The sequence below is a fragment of the Thermostichus sp. OS-CIW-31 genome, from assembly GCF_054060305.1.
Window position 1 is genome coordinate 75,056 of the sequence record NZ_JBSSDA010000009.1, and the last position, 17,560, is coordinate 92,615.

The window sequence follows — 17,560 nt, forward strand, 5'->3', positions numbered from 1 at the left end:
TCAGTGAGGTTGCAGCTCTATGATGCCCGCCGGTGAACCCACCCTCAGGGATGTGTTGAGTGTTATTGAAGAGATCCGGCAAGATGTGGAAGAGATCCGACAGGATGTGGAAGGACTCCGGCAGGATGTCTCCAGAACCAACGAGCGGCTAGAAGCCCTGGCAGCCGATCAAGCAAAGCGCTGGGCCGAGCAGGAAAGACGTTGGGCTGAGCAGGAGAGACGTTGGGCCGAGCAGGGGATAGAAAACCGGGTGATCCTAGAACGAATTGACACCTATCAAAAGGCTAGCGCCCAAGTGGTTAACCTGGCTTTTGCCTTGATTGGAGCTGCCACCGTAGCTCTTGTCGGCATCGTCCTACGGTTGGCCGTTAGTCTATAGTCAGCTGGTTCGGCAAAAACTTCGGCAGGCAGGATGGCCTTGCTTCTCTATTCGGCAACTGGTACGGCTTGTCCTTGAGTTTGGCATTCCGAATGGCCATCTCTGACAGGGCCATGTCCCACCCCGTCTGTTATATCCCCTATTGTGTCCCACTTTAGCCTGGATTACAGTGGGTTTCCCCGGTCTATCGTGGACACTAAAAAGCCCAGAAGCCTTGCTGGGTAAGAGCTTTCTGGACTTCAGTGGACGTCATCGGATTACGGAGAGAGTGGGATTCGAACCCACGGTGAGTTGCCCCACACAGCATTTCCAGTGCTGCGCCTTCGACCACTCGGCCATCTCTCCAGATTGAGAACAGGGGCGACTTTCCAGAGAGCTAAAAAGTCAGCTTTGTGATCCTAGCAGAGGATGGAAGCCATCAATGAGATCCTTTGGGCTCCCCAGGCCGAAACATTTGCAGCAACACTTGCCGGCGAGAGCACCGCCAGTAATCAACATGGGATCCGATCAACCCCGTCTCATTGATCTGCATCTCTGTCCAGCCGGGGATGCACAGGCGGGGACGCCAAGGCAAAGCCAAAGAACCGCTTAGGATCCACTCGGTGCGGATCTGGCTGCCGGTTTGTCGAATATCCTGCAGCTCGAGACGGATATCCTCTATCCAACGCCCTATCCCCTCGATCATGCGGCGATAGCGATCCAAGCCGCGAAACTCGTTGAGGGGATCCCGGAAGTAAACCTGCGGGTCGTAGATCGCATAGGTCTGATCCCGGGGAAAGCGAGCGTAATCTGCCCGCAAGATGGCCACCAGATCGGCGCTAGGCGGGGCTTGGGAAGGAAGGCTCATGTCTTGGCCACGACAGAAAGAGACACCGTTTCTCCGGGGGCAGGGCAACACAACCGGATAGATTGGGACGTGGCGGCATTCAAGGCTGCCAGCTTTTCTCGAAACTCCTGCAGGCTGCCCAAGGGGCGGATCTGGGCGGCAAACCAGCCGTGGTAGTCCACCTCTCCCATCGCGGTTGGGATCACCTGCTGGGGGCGTAGGGCTGCCACCACCTCCAGGGCCCGCTCTGGCCCCATGATCACCTCTCCCAAGAGGGGAAAGATCTGCCCCACCACCGGGATCAGCAGAGTATGAATGGGGCACAATTCCTGCTGCAATCGCAGCCGGATATCCGGTTGGGAAAGATGAGGCTCGTAGTAAAGCCGTGTCTGAGAGGGCACCTCTTCCAGCAGATAGCCCAGCTCACGGACAGGCCCTAGGGGCGCACCGGGAATGGCCGTGACGCGCAGATCCCCCCACTGAGCGGACTGCCAGGGATCCAGAGCCTGAACCGTTGCAAATCCTAGACTCTTCACTACTCTGGCTGCAGCCGGCGAGGCCAAAACGGGGATCCGCTTATCCAGGCGCTGCAACGTTGGTGGGTGGCAGTGATCCGGCTGGGCTTGGCTGAGGAGGATCCCGTCGATTTTGGGCAAGGTCTCCGGCGTAAAAGGGAGCGGCTGGCGGTGCTCCAGGCGGATGAACCAGGGGATCCCCAGAAACACCAGGGGATCCACCAGCCACGGATCCAATAGGAAGGTTTGCTCCCGGGTGTGGATGAGCCAACTGTTGAGGTCGATGCGGGTCAGTTGCATGAGTTTGAAGTGAGGTTATTGCCCGGTAATGGAGAGATCGGCAACCCAGATGCGGGGACACAGCCCACCCGGTGTGACTTGCGGCTCGGGCTCGACGTAGAAAATCGACTTCAACAGCTCCAGGAAGTCTCCGGCCACCGTGGCCGCTTCGATGCTGATGCGTTCTCCTTGGCGCACCCACCACCCCTGAAACGGCAGCGAGAAGGATCCCTGTAGGGGCTTAACGCCGGCATGAAGCGCTTGCAGCTCATCGATCCAAACCACATTTTCAGCCGTAGCCAAGTCATAGGTGCTCTCCGGCGGTGCCCCGGCAAACACATGGTAGTAGTGGGCGGCAACTGTGACCTTGGCGCCGATGTTGGCATGGCCGGTGGGCTTGGCTCCTAGGCGCTTAGCCGTACCGGCGCTGTGCAAAAAGTGGGTCAAGACTCCATTGGTGATGAGAGGGACACGGCGGGTGGGGGTGCCTTCTCCATCAAAGCTGATCGCTCCCACATTGGTCGGGTGTAGGGCATCGTCACACACCGATAGGAGAGGCGAGGCAATGGTCTTGCCCAGGGATTCTGGGGTGGACAGGCTTTGGTTGTCCAAAATGTTTTGAGCATTGAACACATTGGAGAAGGCGCTCAACAAACTCAAAAAGGCTTCTCCGGAAAAGACCACTGTGTATTTTCCAGAAGGGATCCGCTCGTACTCCAGATGGCTCATCAATTTCTCAGCAGCTTCCTGCACACAACCCTGGATATCCAACTCATCCAGGCTGCGGGCCACTCGCATGGCTCCGGCGCTGCGGGGTTTGCGACCTTCTTGCTCTGCCTTGCTGTAGAGAAAAACCGAAGCGAGGGTATGCTCCTCTTGTCGTAGGGCTTGGTGGCTGTTGAGGTAGAAGCGGTTGATTTGCCGCTGCGCTAGGCCGTTGTAGGGCACCCCCTGAATGGCGGGATGGGATCCCAGCAGTGCCTTTTCAGCAGCCACCAACTGTTCCAACAAGTCGCCGGCCAAAGCCAACGGCCCTTTGTCGTTACAAGGCTGAGCAATGGGCAGAGTGGCTTCCGGGCTGAATTGAGGGGCATGTTCCCGCACGCCAAAATGGCTGGCTTCAAAGGCCGTTTGCAGGGCCAGTTCTAGCCCCGCCTCATCCACATCGGTGGTGGAGGTCACCCCCACCTGACCCTGGTCGTTCCAGGCCCGCACTGTCACGCTGCAGCGGTGGGAAGCCTTGACCTGGCGAGGTTCCCCATGATCTACCTGCACGCTGGTTTCGTCCACTTGAGCCCCGTAGAGATCAAACTGATGGATCCCCAACCGCTGGGCACAGCTTTGTGCCTGTTCTGCCAACACCTCGACTTGCACCATTGCCACTCCCCAAGTTCCTGTTGCCATCCAGCGCCTCTAGTAAACTACCCGCACTCATGCTGACGCAGAGCGCTCCGCACCGCTAAAGCGAAAGAGGTCTGGAAAACTCGCTCCGACCCCGTTTTGCGCAAGTCAATGACCACCTGCTGCACCGATAGGTGAGGATACCTCCGATAGAGTCGGAGCCGAGCCACTTCTCCCATGAGCCAGCGGGCAAACTGCTCTGGGAAACGCTCGGCCAGATATTTGCAGACGTTGTCATAGGCCATGTCGAGGTGGATCCCTGGAATTAGCGACCGCCCACGGTAATGGAATCTACCTTGATGTGAGGCTGCCCGACGGTGACGTAAATGCTGCCACTTACAGAGCCACAGAACCCAGCTGCCAAGCTGAGGTCCTTAGAACACATGGAAATTTTGGTCAAGATGTCTTTGGCTTCTCCGATCAGAGTGGCTCCCTTGAGGGGTTTGGTAATCTTGCCGTTTTCGATGAGATAGGCTTCTTCGACGGCGAAGTTAAATTGCCCAGTGGGGCCGACGCTCCCTCCCCCCATACGCTTGCAGTAAATGCCTTTGTCGATAGAAGCAAAAAGATCGTCCAATTCTGCATCTCCGGGGGCAATGTAGGTATTGCGCATACGGCTGGCGGGGGCAAAGGTGTAGTTTTGGCGGCGACCGCTGCCGGTGCGAGGGTGGCCGGTGCGCATTGAGCCAGCCCGATCCGCCAAGAAGTTTTTCAAAATGCCCTTCTCGATCAGCAGAGTGCGCTGGACGGGCATCCCCTCGTCATCCACATCCAGGCTGCCAAAGGCCCCTTCAGAGAGACCTTCGTCCCAGGCGGTGAGGTTTTTGTGGGCAATTTTCTGGCCTTTTTTGTCGGCAAAGGGAGTGGTTTTGCGCTCAATCTGGGTGGTTTCCAACAGATGCCCGCAGGCTTCGTGGAAGATAACGCCGCCAAAGGCGTTGGACATCACAATCGGGTAGGTGCCGGATTCCACATAGTCGGCATAGAGCATCTGGCCGGCAGCTTCTGCCAGTTCCCGGCTGTGGGCCTCCAGATCCCAACGGCGCAAAAAGTTGGGATCCCCAGTACCGCCGGAGCGTTGACTGACAGAGGCGCGATGGGATCCATCGGCACAGAGCAGCGTAGAGCTCACGGATTGGGTGAGGCGCACATCCCGCACAAAGGTGCCATCGCTGCAGGCCACCAGAATCTCTTGCCAATCGCGGAAATAGGTGGTGCGGCGGGACTGCACATGGCGGGCTTGGCGACCCAGTTGCTCGTTGGCTTTGAGCAGGATCTCCCCCATCTCCGCAATGGGGCTACATTCCTTCAACCAGCCATCTTTGCGGCGACGCTCGCCGTAGTCCTGCAGCATCTCCAGGTTGATGGCAGAAACCAGCGCTGTGGGGCCAGGAGGGGTGAAGCCCATCAGCGAAAGGCCCTTCTCCAGAGCAGCCTTGAGACCGGCAAAGGACAGATCGTTGGTGCTGACGTAGCAGTCGGCCAAGCCGCGAAACACCCGCACGCCGGCCCCGGTGGAGAGCCGTGGGGTGATGCTGGTGATGGCGTCATCTTCGGCCAGGCAACTGATGGAATTGCCCCGTTCTAGGAAAATCTCCACCAAGTCCGCACCAGCAGCCCGACCCCAACCCAACAAGGCAGAGAGGGGATCCCGCCAATCCTCGTCGAAGCGCTGTAGAGTATGACGGTAGTTCAGGTTGGGCAGTTCTTTGGACAAAAGCAGCATGGCAGGCTCAGGGAGTAGAGACGAGCTAAGGCCGGCGCAAGTTTTCGTTTTCTCAGTTTAACAAGGAGTAAAGGTTCTCCCCTGCCGGCAGGTTGGCCTTGAGCTTGACAAGGGCGGGGGAGCAATCGAAGATCGCTGCACAAGGAAACCTCGACTTGCAATGGCTGCCAAGAAAAGACCGCCGGAGCTTCAGCCCAGCCTGTTTGACGATCCCATCGAGCCGCCAGCCCCGGCGGAGGAGACACTCCCCCAGTGGGATCAGATCCCCCTGTCGGCCCAGGTGCCCATCCCCCCCGGCACTTACAGGGATTTGGAGCAACTGAAGCAGCATTGTTTGGTATGCCAGCGCTGCGAGTTGGCGGCCAGCCGTACCCATGTGGTGGTGCATCGGGGCAACCCCAAGGCAAGGATTTTAATCATCGGAGAGGGGCCAGGGGAAAGCGAAGACCTGCAGGGGCTGCCTTTTGTGGGCAAGTCGGGACAATTGCTGGATAAAATCCTGGCTTCGGTGGGGCTGGATCCCGAGCAGGACACCTACATCTGTAATGTGGTCAAGTGCCGCCCCCCTAACAACCGCGTGCCCACCCAGGAGGAGATGGACGCCTGCCGTCCCTATCTGTTGGAGCAGATTCGCCTGGTGGATCCCTGGATTATTCTGCTCACGGGGGCCACCTCGGTGCGCTCCCTTTTGGGCGAGAAGCGAGGGATCACCAAGATCCGCGGGGAATGGATCCAGTGGCAGGGACGCTGGTGTATGCCCATTTTTCACCCGGCCTATCTGCTGCGCAACCCAGACCGCACCCCTGGCAGCCCCAAGTGGTTGATGTGGCAGGATATTCAGGCGGTGAAGCAAAAGTATCTGGAACTCACCGGCACAGCACCGCCCCAGCCCAACTTTTGAGCCCATTTCCCCAAGCGCCCCTCCTCCCAAAGGAGAGCAAGGGATCCCTACCTTGGCTGATCCCCAGGTTTGAACCCAGTCAAGAGGCCAAAGCGGAGCAAGCCGGTGGCATAAGCCCGACGCATCAGGCCCAGCCCCAGCGCCCCGCGAACGGTAACCCAACCGCTGCGCAGCAAAGCCGGGATCCAGCGCCAGTCGCGGGCAGAAGCGATCACCTCATCCCAGAAAGGGGCCACTCGCTCCGACCAGTCGGCGCTGCGCACCTGCTCAAAGCCCACCTGTTGGGCCAGAGCCTCGTAGCTGGAGAGGCTGATCACATAGGGCAGGCAGTACACCTCGTAGATTTTCTGCAAAAGCTGTTGATCCTGCCGACTCAGGGATCCCTCGCGGTGGCACCAGGTTACCACCATCACCTGCCCGCCCGGTTGCAAGACCCGCCAGCCCTCGGCCAGAAACTGCCGCTTATCCGGCATGTGCTCGCCGCTTTCCAGAGACCACACCAGATCAAAGGTGTTGTCTGCAAAGGGCATCTCCAGGGCATCGGCCACCTGAAATCGCACCTTGTTGCTCAGGCCGGCCTCTTGGGCGCGCTCCGTAGCCCGCTTGGCTTGGACGGGGCTGAGGGTAATGCCCGTAACCTGTGCCCCAAAGCGCCGGGCTAATTCCAAACTGCTCCCCCCAATGCCACAGCCAAGATCAAGAATGTGCTGGGGAGGGCAGGGATCCCCGATCTGGCCCCACTGGATAACCCTATCAATCAAGTCAATCTGAGCTTGGCGGCGATCCTTGCCGGTTTGGCCCGGCTCGTAATAGCCATGGTGCATGTGCTCCCCCCACACCCGCTCCCAGAGGCCGGAGGAGGCATCGTAGAAGTGGCGAATGCGTTGGTTGAGGGTGGAGGTCATGGCAACAGATCTCCATGGCTTTTTTATTTTGGATCCTCTCGCCCGGTGAAATCTGATGGGGAACCCTTGTAACCCAACTCGCGCCAGCCGGACGGAGCCATAGTAACAGACCCTTTCCGGGCTCACCTTGGAGCAGAAAGCGATCCCAGCGCCCAAACCAACCGCTGCACAGCACTCAAGAGCACCAGAATTGCCATCAGCCCAAACAAGCCCACCATGTACTCTGGGAAAAGGAAAAACAAGCCGTAGAAAAAGATGGTTTCGCTGCCCTCGATAAGCCCCGACGGCATACTTAAGCTGGTCAGTTCATCCAAGGATCCCGCCCCGCCGGAACCGTCTGTCCTCATTGACCCGCAACGCTGTCGCGAACGCCGTTTTTCCAACAGCCCTGCCAAATACATCCAGGAGCAAAGGTTGATGTAAAAGCTGGCCAGCATCAGAGCCAGAGAAGCATAGCCCAGCAGGGATCCCTGGTGAAAGGCCAGCCCCAGGGGAACGACTGCGTAGACCACCACGTCCAGCAGCATATCCAGGTAGCCCCCCAGATCGCTTTGCCGTCCCTGCAGACGAGCCAACGTGCCGTCCAGCCCATCCATAAACCGGTTCAGCAACCACAGGCCCAGCCCCCACCCGTAGGCCCCATAAGCTGCCGCCACGCCAGAGGCCAGGCCCACAGCAAACCCCGACAGGGTAATGGCTAGGGGATGCACCTGTTGGAGAGGGGTTTGCAGCACTGGAGCCAACAGCCGCTCCTTCCACTGCCTAAGCACCTTATCCAGCAAGAAACACTCCTTTCTTATTGCTCTGCAACGCTGTTGCCGATGATCACCACCGGCTGGGATCCCACAAAACCTCTGGATTCAATTTTCTTGCTCCGCACCGCCAACGCGATGGAAATCATCATCCCAGAATCATCCCAGATGATGAGAATGCTACTGAAGGGAGGTCAGAGCAAAGTGCTGTGCCTACGGCAAAGGAACCGCACCGCTGTTGCGAATGAAGCGGATACCTACGCGGAGTATGTTTGCTCTGGCCCCTTTCCTCTACCGGAAGTGCTGCGGCAAGCCTAGGCTGGGACAAAGCCTGTGGGTAAACTAAAGGTTAGGCTGGGTAGCCTATCGCCTGGCGGACTGTGTGCTCCTTAACTCGGTGTTCGCGGCACCTTTTTCTCCCTCAACTCCAACATACCTACGAGCGAGTCCATGAGCGAGACCCCCACTTCCCCAGCAGAAGCGTTCGCGGCACCAGAGTCGGTCATTGCCATCACCGGCCTGACCAAAACCTATCGCACAGGATTTTGGCTGAACAAGGTGGTCAGCCCTCTCAAAGATTTTTCTCTGACTGTGGCCCGCGGAGAAACCTTTGGGCTGCTGGGGCCCAACGGGGCCGGGAAAACCACCACCATCAAATGCCTACTGGGCATTGTGGAGCCCACCCGCGGCAGCGGCACTTTGCTGGGCAAACCCCTGGGGGATCGCTCCATCAAGCAACAGGTGGGATATTTGCCGGAGAACCCCTATTTTTACGATTACTTGACGGCATGGGAGTTTCTCCAGTTTGCCGGCAAGGTGTTTGGTCTGCCCAATAGCCTGTTGAAGGAGCGGATCCCGCAACTGCTGGAGCTGGTGGGGCTTTCTATAGATACGGCCCGCAAAAAACAACTGCGCACCTACTCCAAGGGCATGCTGCAGCGCACTGGCATGGCCCAAGCGCTGATCAACGACCCAGAGCTGGTGTTTCTGGATGAGCCGATGTCGGGACTGGATCCCATGGGCCGCTATCAAATGCGCGAGATCATTCTGTCCCTCAAGCAGCAGGGCAAAACGGTGTTTTTCAACAGCCATATCCTGGCGGATGTGGAAGTTATCTGCAACCGAGTCGGCCTGATCATCGGCGGCAAATTGGTGCATCAGGGAACTTTGGATGACTTGCTGGGAGAGAGCAAAAGCTATCGGGTACAGGGGCACGGTGGCGCCGTCGAACAGTTCCGCGACCGCCTAGAGCACTTCTCGATTCAGGGATCCCATTGGTCGGGGGAATGGAGTGGATCCCTACCGGAGTTGCTGAGCCTTTTGAACCAAGCGGGGGCACTGGTCACCGACTTGCATTGGCAACGGCAATCCCTAGAAGAATTCTTTGTGGAGCAAGTGCGGGCCATTGAGGGGGATCATCCGGTCTCTGCGTAGACTAGCCGCTGGCGTTGGAGAGAGCAAGGCGGAGTCCTCATGTGCCCCGAGCCTTTCCCACTAGGGAACCACTGCTAGCCGGCGGCAATGACGGATCGGTAGTAGTTCTCCAACTGTTGGGTGGCTGCCGACCAACTCCAGCGTTCTGCCTCTTGGCGGGCTTGCTGTCGGAAGAGCTGCCGCTGCCCGACGCTGCTCAGGAGTTGCTGGGTAACCTGGACAAAGTCGCTATCCGAATTGGGATCGAACAGAAAGCCATTGCGCCCACTGTCCACCACATCGGTAATGCCACCGCAGCGGGGGGCGATCACCGGACAACCGGCAGCCATGGCTTCCAACAGAACCAGCCCCAAGGTCTCGGTGCGGGAGGGGAACACGAACAAATCCGCCGAAGCAAAGGCCGCTGCCAGAGACTCCCCCTGCAGATAGCCCGTAAACACCACATCGTAGCCGGCAAAATGTTGCTCCAGGGATCCCCGCTCTGGCCCATCTCCCACAATAGCCAAGCGGGCTTGGGGGATCTGCTCCAACAAGACCCGGATCCGCCCTACTTCCTTCTCAGCCGAAAGCCGTCCCACGTAGAGCAAGAGAGGCCGTTCCGGTTGCCCCGCCGTGAGCCGAGCCCGCATTTCTGAACTGGCCGCCTGGGGATGAAACAACTCCGTGTCCACTCCTCGCTGCCACAGCTGCACCCGCTCAATGCCGTGGGCGCTCAGCTCCTGCATCATGGCCGTCGAGGTGCAAAGATTGACCCGCGCCAAATTGTGCCCCAGCTTCAGGAGATTCCACAAAACCCCCTCCAGAAAGCCCAGCCCATAATGCTGCAGATACTTCGGCAGATGGGTATGGTAGGAGGCCACCAGCGGGATCCCCATCGTCTGGCTGTAGTAGAGGCCCCCCAATCCCAAAACTGCCGGGTTCACCACGTGGATCACATCCGGTCGGAAACGGCTGAGCAACTTGCCGATGGCCGGGCCAGGGGCGGCCAGCTTCAACTCTGGATACAGAGGCAGCGGCATCCCCGGGATCCCGTAGACCCGTGCCCGTGCAAACCGCCGGGGGGCTCCCCGGGGCGCGACGATGAGCACCGAGTTGCCTCGAGCGGTTAGGTGACGCACCGTGTGGCAGAGGCGGGTAACGATGCCATCCACCTTGGGCAGAAACGTCTCCGTAAATAGGGCTATGCGCATCAGGGATCCCAAGCCTACTGTTATTGCTCCGCAACGCTGCTGCGACCGCGCTACTCGGACGGAGCCCTTAAAGACTCTAGAATGAGTGTTGCACAAAACGACAACGCCGCTACGACTTCCGTCAGCAGACTTGAGTACCTCACTCCACCGGAAAAGAATGGGGCGTTGGCTCAGGTTCGGTGAAAGTCTGCACCTGGCCTTGACCAAGCGTATCTGCGGCGGTTTTGCTGATCAACAGTAAGGTCGCCGCCAGGGCCAGCCCAATAACATCCCGCCACATGCTCCACTCCTCAGCTCCTCACTCCTCTTGCCCATTACTGTAGCGGCGGTTTTCTCGACTTGGCAGGGATAGAGGACGGATTTTTACATAACACGAACCACTGCCAAAATTGCGGCTTTGCCCCCTGCCGGCTAGTCCCGGAACGTCAGCTGCAAGCTGGTTATCAGCAGCACCAAAGAAGAGACCGCCATCACCCCTCCCCAAAACCAGTAGGGCAAGAACAAGTTTTGGGCAATCTGGCTGGAATCGGAGTGGATCACCTGCCCGTTGATCACAGCAGAGGCCGTAAACAAGTAGTCGAGCTGGTGGTAGGTGCTCACACAGGCCTGCACCCCCAAAAACTGTGCGGCAAAGCCCCGCAACCAAGGGGAAGCCCAGCAGCCGACCGCCAAGATCCCCAGCCCAATAGCCGGGATCAGCAACAGGCCAAATAGAGAGCGCACCCAGAGCACCGCCGACAGCAACAGCAGGGATCCCAAAGCCAACAACCCCAACTGGGCCGTACCTTGACGACGAGAAGCCAGGATAAAAACCGCCCCGGCCATTGGGGGCCCCATTGGCCCACCGGCGGCCACCAAAGCTCGACCCACCGGCCCCAAAAACAAGTGCCCACTGTGAAAGGCCAACCCCGACCCGTCGGGATAGATCTCCAGACGATGAAACTCCCCACCCAACAGCACTGCCGTCAAGCCGTGGCCCATCTCATGAAACCAGGTGGCCAGAATCGTAAAGGGGTAGAGGATATAGTTGCCCCAGGGGAGCTGCCAGAGCAAGACCGTCAGACCTGCAGCAACCACCAGCCAAACCAAGCTGTGCCGGTTAGGTCTTCCAGAAGGGGGAGAAGGCAGCTCAAACTGAGTCATCATCAGCAGGTGGATGGAGAAAAGGCCTAAGATGGCCCATCGCCCCAGACGACTGCCGGCGGGAAAAAGTTCCACATAGGCCAAGAAAATAGCCAGGCCAACTCCCCTGCTGGGAGAGGGGCTAGGTAGGCTGAAAGAGCCCCTGAGGGATCCCTGTCTATGGCCACCTTCCTGCGCGACTGGAGCTACCGCTTTCCCTGGCTTTACCGCAGCATCAGTCGCGGGGCTGCCCTGGCAGTGGGCGGATATGAGCGGTTGCGGAGATTGCCCACGCAAGGGATCCAGATTCATCCCCAGGATCGGGTGTTGGATCTCTGCTGTGGCCCGGCTGAAGTGACCCCACTGTTGGCGGAGCTGAGCCAGCAGGTGGTGGGCCTGGATGCTTCCCCCAAAGCTCTAGCGGCAGCCCGCAAACGCCTTCCCCAGGTGGAGTTTGTGGAGGCCTTTGCCCAAGATATGCCCTTTCCCAATGCCAGCTTTGATTGGGTGCATACCAGCTTGGCTCTGCACGAATTGTCCTTCGCCGACTTGGAGCAGGTGCTGCGGGAAGTGTGGCGGGTGCTCAAGCCGGGGGGAGGACTCTTGATTCTGGATCTGCACGCGCCTCGACAACCCTTGATCTGGCCTGGGCTGGCCCTCTTTTTGGCCCTGTTTGAAACCGAGACCGCCTGGGAGCTACTCAAGCTGGACTTGCCCGAGCATTTGCAGCAGCAGGGTTGGCAATCCATCCGGCAGACCCTCCACGCTGGGGGAGCTCTGCAGGTTATCCAGGCGCGAAAGCCTGCCGCCTGAGCTGCACCCCTGAGAGCGGCAGTCAGCCCTGGTGCCAAAAGGGAGTGCCGAGGACAGGCGTACTGGGCTGAGCTGTTTCCTGAGGGATCATGGCCCCGGCCAGGTAGGCTCGGCGGCCTGAGCGCACCGCTTCTGCAAAGGCCTCGGCCATGGCCACCGGATCCCGGGCCAAGGCCACCGCCGTGTTTAGCAGCACCCCGTCGAAGCCCCACTCCATCACCTGGCAGGCATGGGAGGGCAGACCCAAGCCGGCATCCACGATCAGCGGCGCTTCAATCCGTTCCCGCAGCAGGCGTAAGCTGTAGGGGTTGAGAGGGCCTTTGCCGGTGCCGATGGGGGCCGCCCAGGGCATCACCACCTCACAGCCAGCATCCAAAAGCCGCTGGCAGAGCACCAGGTCGTCGGTGCTATAGGGCAGCACCTTAAAGCCGCGCCGGACCAGCTCAGCAGCAGCAGTGGGCAGTTGCACGGGATCCGGCTGCAGCGTGTAGTCATCCCCGATCAACTCCAGCTTGATCCAGTCGGTGCCGAACACCTCCCGCGCCATCTCCGCCGTTGTGATCACCTCCTGCACGCTGTGGCAGCCGGCGGTGTTGGGCAGAACTGGGATCCCCATCTTCTGCAACAGAGCCCAGAACCTCTGGGAAGTTTCTGGCCCCAGTGCCCCTTGCCGCCGCAGAGAAACCGTCAACAAACAGGGCTGCGCGCGCGCCACCGCCTGCTCCAAAATGGCTGGCGAAGGGTAGCGAGCCGTACCCAACATCAGACGGCTGGGCAATGGTTGGCCGTAGAGAACCAAAGGATCCTCATCGGCCAGAGTTGAGGGAGAGCAATGGAGAAGGGTGGACATGGCTGAGGCAGATAGAAAAGCGGACTTGAGCGCTAGCCGCCGGCAACCGGAGCGACGATCTCCACCTGGTCGCCTTCTTGCAGACGAGTTTGCTCGTATTGGGCACGCGGCACAAACTTCAGATTAACCGCTACCGCAAAAGGGCCGCTGGCCCCCACCTGAGCCACTGCCTCGGCCAAAGTGGTGCCTTCCGGCAAATCGTAAGGCTTCTGGTTGATCAAGACACGCATGGCGACAGGGACTCACCGGAAAGAGGGGCAGCCTGCACCTGAAAGGGGATCCCAAGCTGCTGAGCCAAGCGACAACTGCCCTGGTGAAGATACTCCAAGACAGCATCGTGGATGGCCGGGGAGATCAGAAAGCCATGGCGATAGAGGCCGTTGATCTGCAACAGGCGAGGTGAGCGCTCCACCACGGCTGGCAGGTTATCCGCCAAGGTGGGACGACATTGGCTGCCCAATTCCAGGATACGCGCTTCTGCAAAGGCAGGATGTACGGCGTAGGCGGCGCTGAGCAACTCCAAAGCCGAGCGAACGCTCACCGGCGAGCGATCCTCAGATTCGATTTCAGTGGCCCCCACCACAAACACCTGACCCGGCTTGGGAGCGATGTAGATCGGGTAGCGAGGGTGCAACAGCCGGGTTGGGCGCCGCAAAGAGACTTCTGGGGCATACAGGCGCACCACCTCACCCCGAACTCCGCGCAGCAGTCTTGGCCCGCCCCATTCTTTTTGGGATCCCAGGCCGCGGCAATCCAAAACCCAGCCTCCGGTTTGTTGCTGCCAGGCTTGGGCCTGCTTCAGATCCCAGGGGCAACCCCACTCCACCTCCACCTCGTGCTGCCGCAACTTGGCCAGCAGAGCCGACAACAGTTGGCGGTTGTCCAGTTGGCCCTCTTGGGGAAGATACAGGCCCTGCACAAATCGCCCGGCTACCGACGGCTCCAGCTCGGCAATAGCCTGGGCATCCAGCGGCTGAGGGCGGGGGAGATGCGGGAGGTGTTCCCCCACAGCGGCCAGTAGCGCCGAGAAGCGCTTGGCTTCCCCGGCATCTTGGCGGTGCCAGAGGATCAGAGTGCCTTCTTGCTGAAAGAAAACCGGCTGCGGCAAGCTGGCCAAAAGAGAGGGCCAACGAGAAAGGGCGTAGTATCCCTGGGCCACCACACTGGCTTCGGCGATGGCAGACTCGGCTAGGGGAGCCAGCATAGCAGCGGCAAAATGGGCAGCACTGCTCTCAACAGCAGCAGCAGGAGCCGCCTCCACAATGCGGACGGGATGCCCAACCTCGACAAGGCTGGCGGCCAACAGACGCCCCATCAGCCCAGCCCCGAGGACAAGGATGGGATCCCGCTGCGCTGCCCAAGGCAAAGTGATCCCTACTGCTGACGCAGCAGCGGATGGGCCCGTCAGGCTGGCTGCCGGATTTGTCAGAGAAGAGGAGGGTGGAAGGGTTAAAGTGCCCCGCACCACTGGCACGATGGATTCCATACTGGATCCCATGATAGGCTCTCGGGTTCTGCGATGAATCTGTTCCCACCTGTGCCTGCATTTGTTGATGGAGTGCTGGGCCAAGCTTCGCTGGAACGCCTTTTCACTTGGAGCTTTTTGTTTGATCTCGCTGTTGGTCTCCGGGATCCGTCTGGGGGTGCCGGTGTTGCTGGCGGTGTTGGGGGAGGTGATCACGCAGTGTTCTGGCATTCTCAATTAAACCGGAATGAAACATTTCCCTCTAGCCCCCTTCTCCCTCTGAGAGAAGGAATGGGGGTGAGGGCAGTGGCGCGGAGCGTTTAGGGGGTGTCTCAATCTAGTTTGAAATGACTATAGTTCCCCTCTCCCTTGGTGGAAGAGGGGCTGGGGGCGAGGGGGGATCCCTTGGGCTGAGAAGCGCCAAGGGTGGAAGTCCGTCAGGCAGTGTAGTAGGCAGTGCCTTTATTGACGAAGTCCAGTGTGTAGGCAGCCCGGTAGTTGATGGTTGGCTCAAATACGCCGGCCACCGTCATGCTGTCGAAGAAGTCTTGCCAGCGTTTGTCGGTCATGGCGCCAATGCCTTTTTCCAACGCATCGCCGGACAAGATGATGCCGTACTCCTGCAATTTCTCGAAGCTGTAGGCCAACTGGGCATCGGTCATCTCCGGGTTGTCCTGCTTGATCAAGCGATAGGCCGGACGGGGATCCTCCAAGAAGCTGTACCAGCCTTTGATAGAGGCATCCACGAATCGCTCCACCAAGTCGGGCTTGGTTTCCACCAGTTGGCGACGGGTTTCGATGGTGGTGGCGTAGGGTTTGTAGCCCAAATCCGCCAGGAGGAAGACCACCGGCTCAAATCCCCCTTCCCGTTGGATGGCAAAAGGCTCGGATGTCAGATAGCCTTGCTGAGCTGAGCTGGGATCCGCCAAAAAGGGGCCGGGGTTGAAGTTGTAGGGACGAACCTGATCGTCGGTGAAGCCAAAGCGGGCCTTTAGGTAGGGCCAGTAGGTGGCAAGCCCCCCTTTCGAGACGAAAATGGGCCGGCCCTTGAGCTCTTCAAAGCGCTGGGTGCCGGGGTGGGTCATGATGATCTGCGGGTCTTTTTGAAAAATGGCCGCCACGCACACCAAGGGGATCCCTTCTCGCACAGCATTGATCACCCCTGTGCTTCCCCCCATGGCAAACTCGGCAGCTCCACCGGCCAAAACTTGGGTGATGTTGATGCCGGGGCCACCCATCTTGATGGTTACATCCAGGCCATGCTCGCGGTAGATGCCGGTCGCCACCGCCTGATAGAAGCCGCCATGTTCCGCCTGAGCATACCAGTTGGTAGCATAGGAAACGCGATCCAGGCCGGATCCCTGAGCCACGATCAGGGTGGGAGAGGGTTTGCGCTGAGCTTGGGCGCCCCCTGCCGCCAGCAGACCGCCCCCAAGGGCTGCGGCTCCCACTTTGAGAAGCTGACGGCGGCTCAGAGCCTTGGTGTTCGAGTCAGAGGGTTGAGACGAAGCCATAATCCATTCTCCCTAAGCTAATCCTTGCAAGGTGTGAGGGGGCCAAAGATGCAGGTACAGCCTATTGAGGGGCTACGGATACGGTTGTAAACCTACTTGTTCTAAACCTCATCGGAGTCAAGCCTCAGAAACACGATGTTTTGTATCCCTTAAGTCTTGTATCCCTTAATTTGTGAACAGGCTGTAACTTGCGACACCCCATTAAGCCAGAAACCCTTGGGCAGAGCGGTATCTCCGGCTACCGGCACTTGCAGACGAGAGCCGTTGGCGTTCGGTTCCATCGGCGGGAGGCCAAGCTGCCCTGGGGCCAGCACCTCAGTTCGCAAATGGCAAGAGGAACAAAACCCGAAACCAGCCTTGCCCTGGTCTATCCCAAACCTGTAGCCACCGAACCTGACCGGCGCTCGAAGTAACCTGCAGATCTCATTCTGCCGCAATCTTGCTGGGTCAAAGAGCCCCACCCCTTGAGCATTTGCCGGAGCTGTTGGCAATTTATCCCCGGTCGGGATGGAGTTGCGGCCAATTGGAGAGCTTGCTTTCTAGAGCTTGCTTTCTGCTAAGGCAACCCGCTATGCTACCGCCCAGATTGAGGCATTCTCCCGTGGCAAGTCAGCAGCTTCGTGTTTATGTCCCCCCTCACCCGCTCATTAAGCACTGGCTAACCGTGGCTCGGGATGCGGAGACGCCCATGCCCCTGTTTCGCACGGCCATGTCGGAGCTGGGCCGCTGGCTAACCTATGAGGCGATGCGGGAGTGGATCCCCACCCAAACCGTTCAGGTGCAAACCCCTTTGGAACCCGTTGCCGCAGAGGTCATCGCGCCGGATACCCTGCTGGGCATTGTGCCTGTATTGCGGGCTGGCTTGGCGATGCTGGAAGGCTGTCAGGCCCTTTTGCCCCAGGCGCGGATCTTTCACATTGGCATGGTGCGGGATGAGGAAACGCTGCAGGCCAGTTGCTACCTCAATCGCCTTCCAGAGCGGATCCCTGAACAGATGCGCATTCTCATTCCCGAGCCGATGTTGGCCACCGGGGGCACGCTGCTCTGGGTTTTGGATGAGCTAAAAAAACGGGGGGCGGATCCCAGCTTGGTTAGAATTGTCAGCGCATTGGCAGCGCCCCCAGGGTTACAGCGGTTGGGATCCCACTACCCGATGGTGCAAATCTTCTGCGCCATGATTGACGAGCGGCTGAACGATCGAGGATTTATCTTGCCCGGGCTGGGGGATGCAGGGGATCGTGCCTTTGGCACAGAAAACTAGCCACTGACCCACTCAATCTGTCTGTCTTCTCTGCTGCTGGTTTTTGAGCCAAGATCTTCGGCGACACACGCATTCTGTAGTGCTCAATCGAGCTTTTACCACTTCTGGCGCACGGATTGCCCATTCACCCAGATGCTTTGAGGGAGAGCATTTGGGGCTAACCCCCCTCAGGTTGGTCAAGCTATTGGATCATAGGTACTGTAGGACGCTTCAGCCGGTCGTGCTGC

General features: G+C 59.1%; 19 protein-coding genes and 1 tRNA gene. 5 read left to right on the forward strand and 15 right to left on the reverse strand.

Translation table 11 applies throughout. From position 1 onward, the window contains the following. The first annotated feature begins 19 nt into the window (after positions 1–19). Positions 20–379: a hypothetical protein gene (locus tag ACVWY9_RS07160; RefSeq protein ID WP_414331067.1), complete on the forward strand. Its 360-nt coding sequence runs from the start codon at positions 20–22 to the stop codon at positions 377–379. 260 nt (positions 380–639) lie between these two features. Here the strand turns inward: ACVWY9_RS07160 and ACVWY9_RS07165 are convergent. The 6 genes from ACVWY9_RS07165 to ACVWY9_RS07190 form a co-directional block, all read right to left on the reverse strand. After that, positions 640–724: transfer RNA gene (locus ACVWY9_RS07165), tRNA-Ser, on the reverse strand. A 73-nt stretch (positions 725–797) separates the two neighbouring features. After that, the gene (locus ACVWY9_RS07170; protein ID WP_414375407.1) at positions 798–1,226 is read right to left on the reverse strand and encodes a DUF2358 domain-containing protein; all 429 of its coding nucleotides are present in this window, start codon (positions 1,224–1,226) and stop codon (positions 798–800) included. Further along, positions 1,223–2,020, reverse strand: a complete 798-nt coding sequence (locus tag ACVWY9_RS07175) for an MBL fold metallo-hydrolase (protein ID WP_457387916.1) — start codon at positions 2,018–2,020, stop codon at positions 1,223–1,225. Before ACVWY9_RS07175 ends, ACVWY9_RS07170 begins: the two co-directional genes overlap by 4 nt. A gap of 15 nt (positions 2,021–2,035) precedes the next feature. Further along, positions 2,036–3,376: a TldD/PmbA family protein gene (locus ACVWY9_RS07180; protein ID WP_457387917.1), complete on the reverse strand. Its 1,341-nt coding sequence runs from the start codon at positions 3,374–3,376 to the stop codon at positions 2,036–2,038. 44 nt (positions 3,377–3,420) lie between these two features. Further along, the gene (locus ACVWY9_RS07185) at positions 3,421–3,645 is read right to left on the reverse strand and encodes a hypothetical protein (protein ID WP_457387918.1); all 225 of its coding nucleotides are present in this window, start codon (positions 3,643–3,645) and stop codon (positions 3,421–3,423) included. A 20-nt stretch (positions 3,646–3,665) separates the two neighbouring features. Continuing rightward, entirely contained in the window at positions 3,666–5,126 is a 1,461-nt protein-coding gene (locus ACVWY9_RS07190; protein WP_457387919.1) for a TldD/PmbA family protein, read from the reverse strand. A 160-nt stretch (positions 5,127–5,286) separates the two neighbouring features. Here ACVWY9_RS07190 and ACVWY9_RS07195 point away from each other — a divergent pair, with 160 nt between their 5' ends. After that, a complete protein-coding gene (locus tag ACVWY9_RS07195) occupies positions 5,287–6,027 on the forward strand; it encodes a uracil-DNA glycosylase (protein ID WP_457387920.1) in 741 nt (246 codons plus the stop codon). Positions 6,028–6,074: 47 nt separating this feature from the next. Here ACVWY9_RS07195 and ACVWY9_RS07200 read toward each other — a convergent pair whose 3' ends face one another. Next, positions 6,075–6,932 carry a methyltransferase domain-containing protein gene (locus ACVWY9_RS07200; RefSeq protein WP_457387921.1) on the reverse strand — a complete coding sequence of 286 codons (858 nt, stop codon included), beginning with the start codon at positions 6,930–6,932 and terminating at the stop codon, positions 6,075–6,077. 122 nt (positions 6,933–7,054) lie between these two features. Then, a complete protein-coding gene (locus tag ACVWY9_RS07205) occupies positions 7,055–7,714 on the reverse strand; it encodes a CDP-alcohol phosphatidyltransferase family protein (protein ID WP_457387922.1) in 660 nt (219 codons plus the stop codon). Between the two features lie 420 nt (positions 7,715–8,134). Between ACVWY9_RS07205 and ACVWY9_RS07210 the strand changes: the two genes are divergently transcribed. Further along, a complete protein-coding gene (locus ACVWY9_RS07210) occupies positions 8,135–9,118 on the forward strand; it encodes an ABC transporter ATP-binding protein (RefSeq protein ID WP_457387923.1) in 984 nt (327 codons plus the stop codon). Between the two features lie 74 nt (positions 9,119–9,192). Here the strand turns inward: ACVWY9_RS07210 and ACVWY9_RS07215 are convergent, their stop codons facing one another. From ACVWY9_RS07215 to ACVWY9_RS07225, 3 genes are all read right to left on the reverse strand, one after another. Further along, positions 9,193–10,308, reverse strand: a complete 1,116-nt coding sequence (locus ACVWY9_RS07215) for a glycosyltransferase family 4 protein (RefSeq protein WP_457384208.1) — start codon at positions 10,306–10,308, stop codon at positions 9,193–9,195. 139 nt (positions 10,309–10,447) lie between these two features. Further along, positions 10,448–10,588 carry a hypothetical protein gene (locus ACVWY9_RS07220; RefSeq protein ID WP_414383973.1) on the reverse strand — a complete coding sequence of 47 codons (141 nt, stop codon included), beginning with the start codon at positions 10,586–10,588 and terminating at the stop codon, positions 10,448–10,450. A 131-nt stretch (positions 10,589–10,719) separates the two neighbouring features. Further along, on the reverse strand, positions 10,720–11,451 hold the full coding sequence (locus ACVWY9_RS07225) for a M50 family metallopeptidase (RefSeq protein ID WP_457387946.1): 732 nt from the start codon (positions 11,449–11,451) through the stop codon (positions 10,720–10,722). 159 nt (positions 11,452–11,610) lie between these two features. Here ACVWY9_RS07225 and ACVWY9_RS07230 point away from each other — a divergent pair, with 159 nt between their 5' ends. Continuing rightward, complete coding sequence (locus ACVWY9_RS07230; protein WP_457387924.1) at positions 11,611–12,243, forward strand: class I SAM-dependent methyltransferase; 633 nt, start codon at positions 11,611–11,613, stop codon at positions 12,241–12,243. Between the two features lie 22 nt (positions 12,244–12,265). Here the strand turns inward: ACVWY9_RS07230 and ACVWY9_RS07235 are convergent, their stop codons facing one another. The 4 genes from ACVWY9_RS07235 to ACVWY9_RS07250 all read right to left on the reverse strand — a co-directional run bounded on the left by ACVWY9_RS07235 (position 12,266) and on the right by ACVWY9_RS07250 (position 16,072). Further along, positions 12,266–13,093: a thiazole synthase gene (locus ACVWY9_RS07235; RefSeq protein ID WP_414416754.1), complete on the reverse strand. Its 828-nt coding sequence runs from the start codon at positions 13,091–13,093 to the stop codon at positions 12,266–12,268. 32 nt (positions 13,094–13,125) lie between these two features. Next, positions 13,126–13,323 carry a sulfur carrier protein ThiS gene (gene thiS, locus ACVWY9_RS07240; RefSeq protein ID WP_457387925.1) on the reverse strand — a complete coding sequence of 66 codons (198 nt, stop codon included), beginning with the start codon at positions 13,321–13,323 and terminating at the stop codon, positions 13,126–13,128. After that, entirely contained in the window at positions 13,311–14,459 is a 1,149-nt protein-coding gene (locus ACVWY9_RS07245; protein ID WP_457387947.1) for an FAD-dependent oxidoreductase, read from the reverse strand. Before ACVWY9_RS07245 ends, thiS begins: the two co-directional genes overlap by 13 nt. 536 nt (positions 14,460–14,995) lie before the next feature. Next, positions 14,996–16,072 (reverse strand): ABC transporter substrate-binding protein, encoded by a 1,077-nt coding sequence (locus tag ACVWY9_RS07250; RefSeq protein ID WP_011433957.1) that lies wholly within the window; start codon positions 16,070–16,072, stop codon positions 14,996–14,998. 571 nt (positions 16,073–16,643) lie between these two features. Here ACVWY9_RS07250 and upp point away from each other — a divergent pair. Beyond that, positions 16,644–17,333: a uracil phosphoribosyltransferase gene (upp, locus tag ACVWY9_RS07255; protein ID WP_011433955.1), complete on the forward strand. Its 690-nt coding sequence runs from the start codon at positions 16,644–16,646 to the stop codon at positions 17,331–17,333. The last annotated feature ends 227 nt before the right edge of the window (positions 17,334–17,560 follow it).

Bases quoted from the DNA above. Each gene is read 5' to 3' on its own strand.
- ACVWY9_RS07215 (WP_457384208.1), bottom strand. From the start codon at position 10,308: ATGCGCATAGCCCTATTTACGGAGACGTTTCTGCCCAAGGTGGATGGC.
- ACVWY9_RS07225 (WP_457387946.1), bottom strand. From the start codon at position 11,451: ATGACTCAGTTTGAGCTGCCTTCTCCCCCTTCTGGAAGACCTAACCGG.
- ACVWY9_RS07180 (WP_457387917.1), bottom strand. From the start codon at position 3,376: ATGGTGCAAGTCGAGGTGTTGGCAGAACAGGCACAAAGCTGTGCCCAG.
- ACVWY9_RS07250 (WP_011433957.1), bottom strand. From the start codon at position 16,072: ATGGCTTCGTCTCAACCCTCTGACTCGAACACCAAGGCTCTGAGCCGC.
- ACVWY9_RS07195 (WP_457387920.1), top strand. From the start codon at position 5,287: ATGGCTGCCAAGAAAAGACCGCCGGAGCTTCAGCCCAGCCTGTTTGAC.
- thiS (WP_457387925.1), bottom strand. From the start codon at position 13,323: ATGCGTGTCTTGATCAACCAGAAGCCTTACGATTTGCCGGAAGGCACC.
- ACVWY9_RS07190 (WP_457387919.1), bottom strand. From the start codon at position 5,126: ATGCTGCTTTTGTCCAAAGAACTGCCCAACCTGAACTACCGTCATACT.
- ACVWY9_RS07220 (WP_414383973.1), bottom strand. From the start codon at position 10,588: ATGTGGCGGGATGTTATTGGGCTGGCCCTGGCGGCGACCTTACTGTTG.
- ACVWY9_RS07185 (WP_457387918.1), bottom strand. From the start codon at position 3,645: ATGGCCTATGACAACGTCTGCAAATATCTGGCCGAGCGTTTCCCAGAG.
- ACVWY9_RS07170 (WP_414375407.1), bottom strand. From the start codon at position 1,226: ATGAGCCTTCCTTCCCAAGCCCCGCCTAGCGCCGATCTGGTGGCCATC.
- ACVWY9_RS07175 (WP_457387916.1), bottom strand. From the start codon at position 2,020: ATGCAACTGACCCGCATCGACCTCAACAGTTGGCTCATCCACACCCGG.
- ACVWY9_RS07210 (WP_457387923.1), top strand. From the start codon at position 8,135: ATGAGCGAGACCCCCACTTCCCCAGCAGAAGCGTTCGCGGCACCAGAG.
- ACVWY9_RS07200 (WP_457387921.1), bottom strand. From the start codon at position 6,932: ATGACCTCCACCCTCAACCAACGCATTCGCCACTTCTACGATGCCTCC.
- upp (WP_011433955.1), top strand. From the start codon at position 16,644: ATGCTACCGCCCAGATTGAGGCATTCTCCCGTGGCAAGTCAGCAGCTT.
- ACVWY9_RS07235 (WP_414416754.1), bottom strand. From the start codon at position 13,093: ATGTCCACCCTTCTCCATTGCTCTCCCTCAACTCTGGCCGATGAGGAT.
- ACVWY9_RS07160 (WP_414331067.1), top strand. From the start codon at position 20: ATGATGCCCGCCGGTGAACCCACCCTCAGGGATGTGTTGAGTGTTATT.
- ACVWY9_RS07230 (WP_457387924.1), top strand. From the start codon at position 11,611: ATGGCCACCTTCCTGCGCGACTGGAGCTACCGCTTTCCCTGGCTTTAC.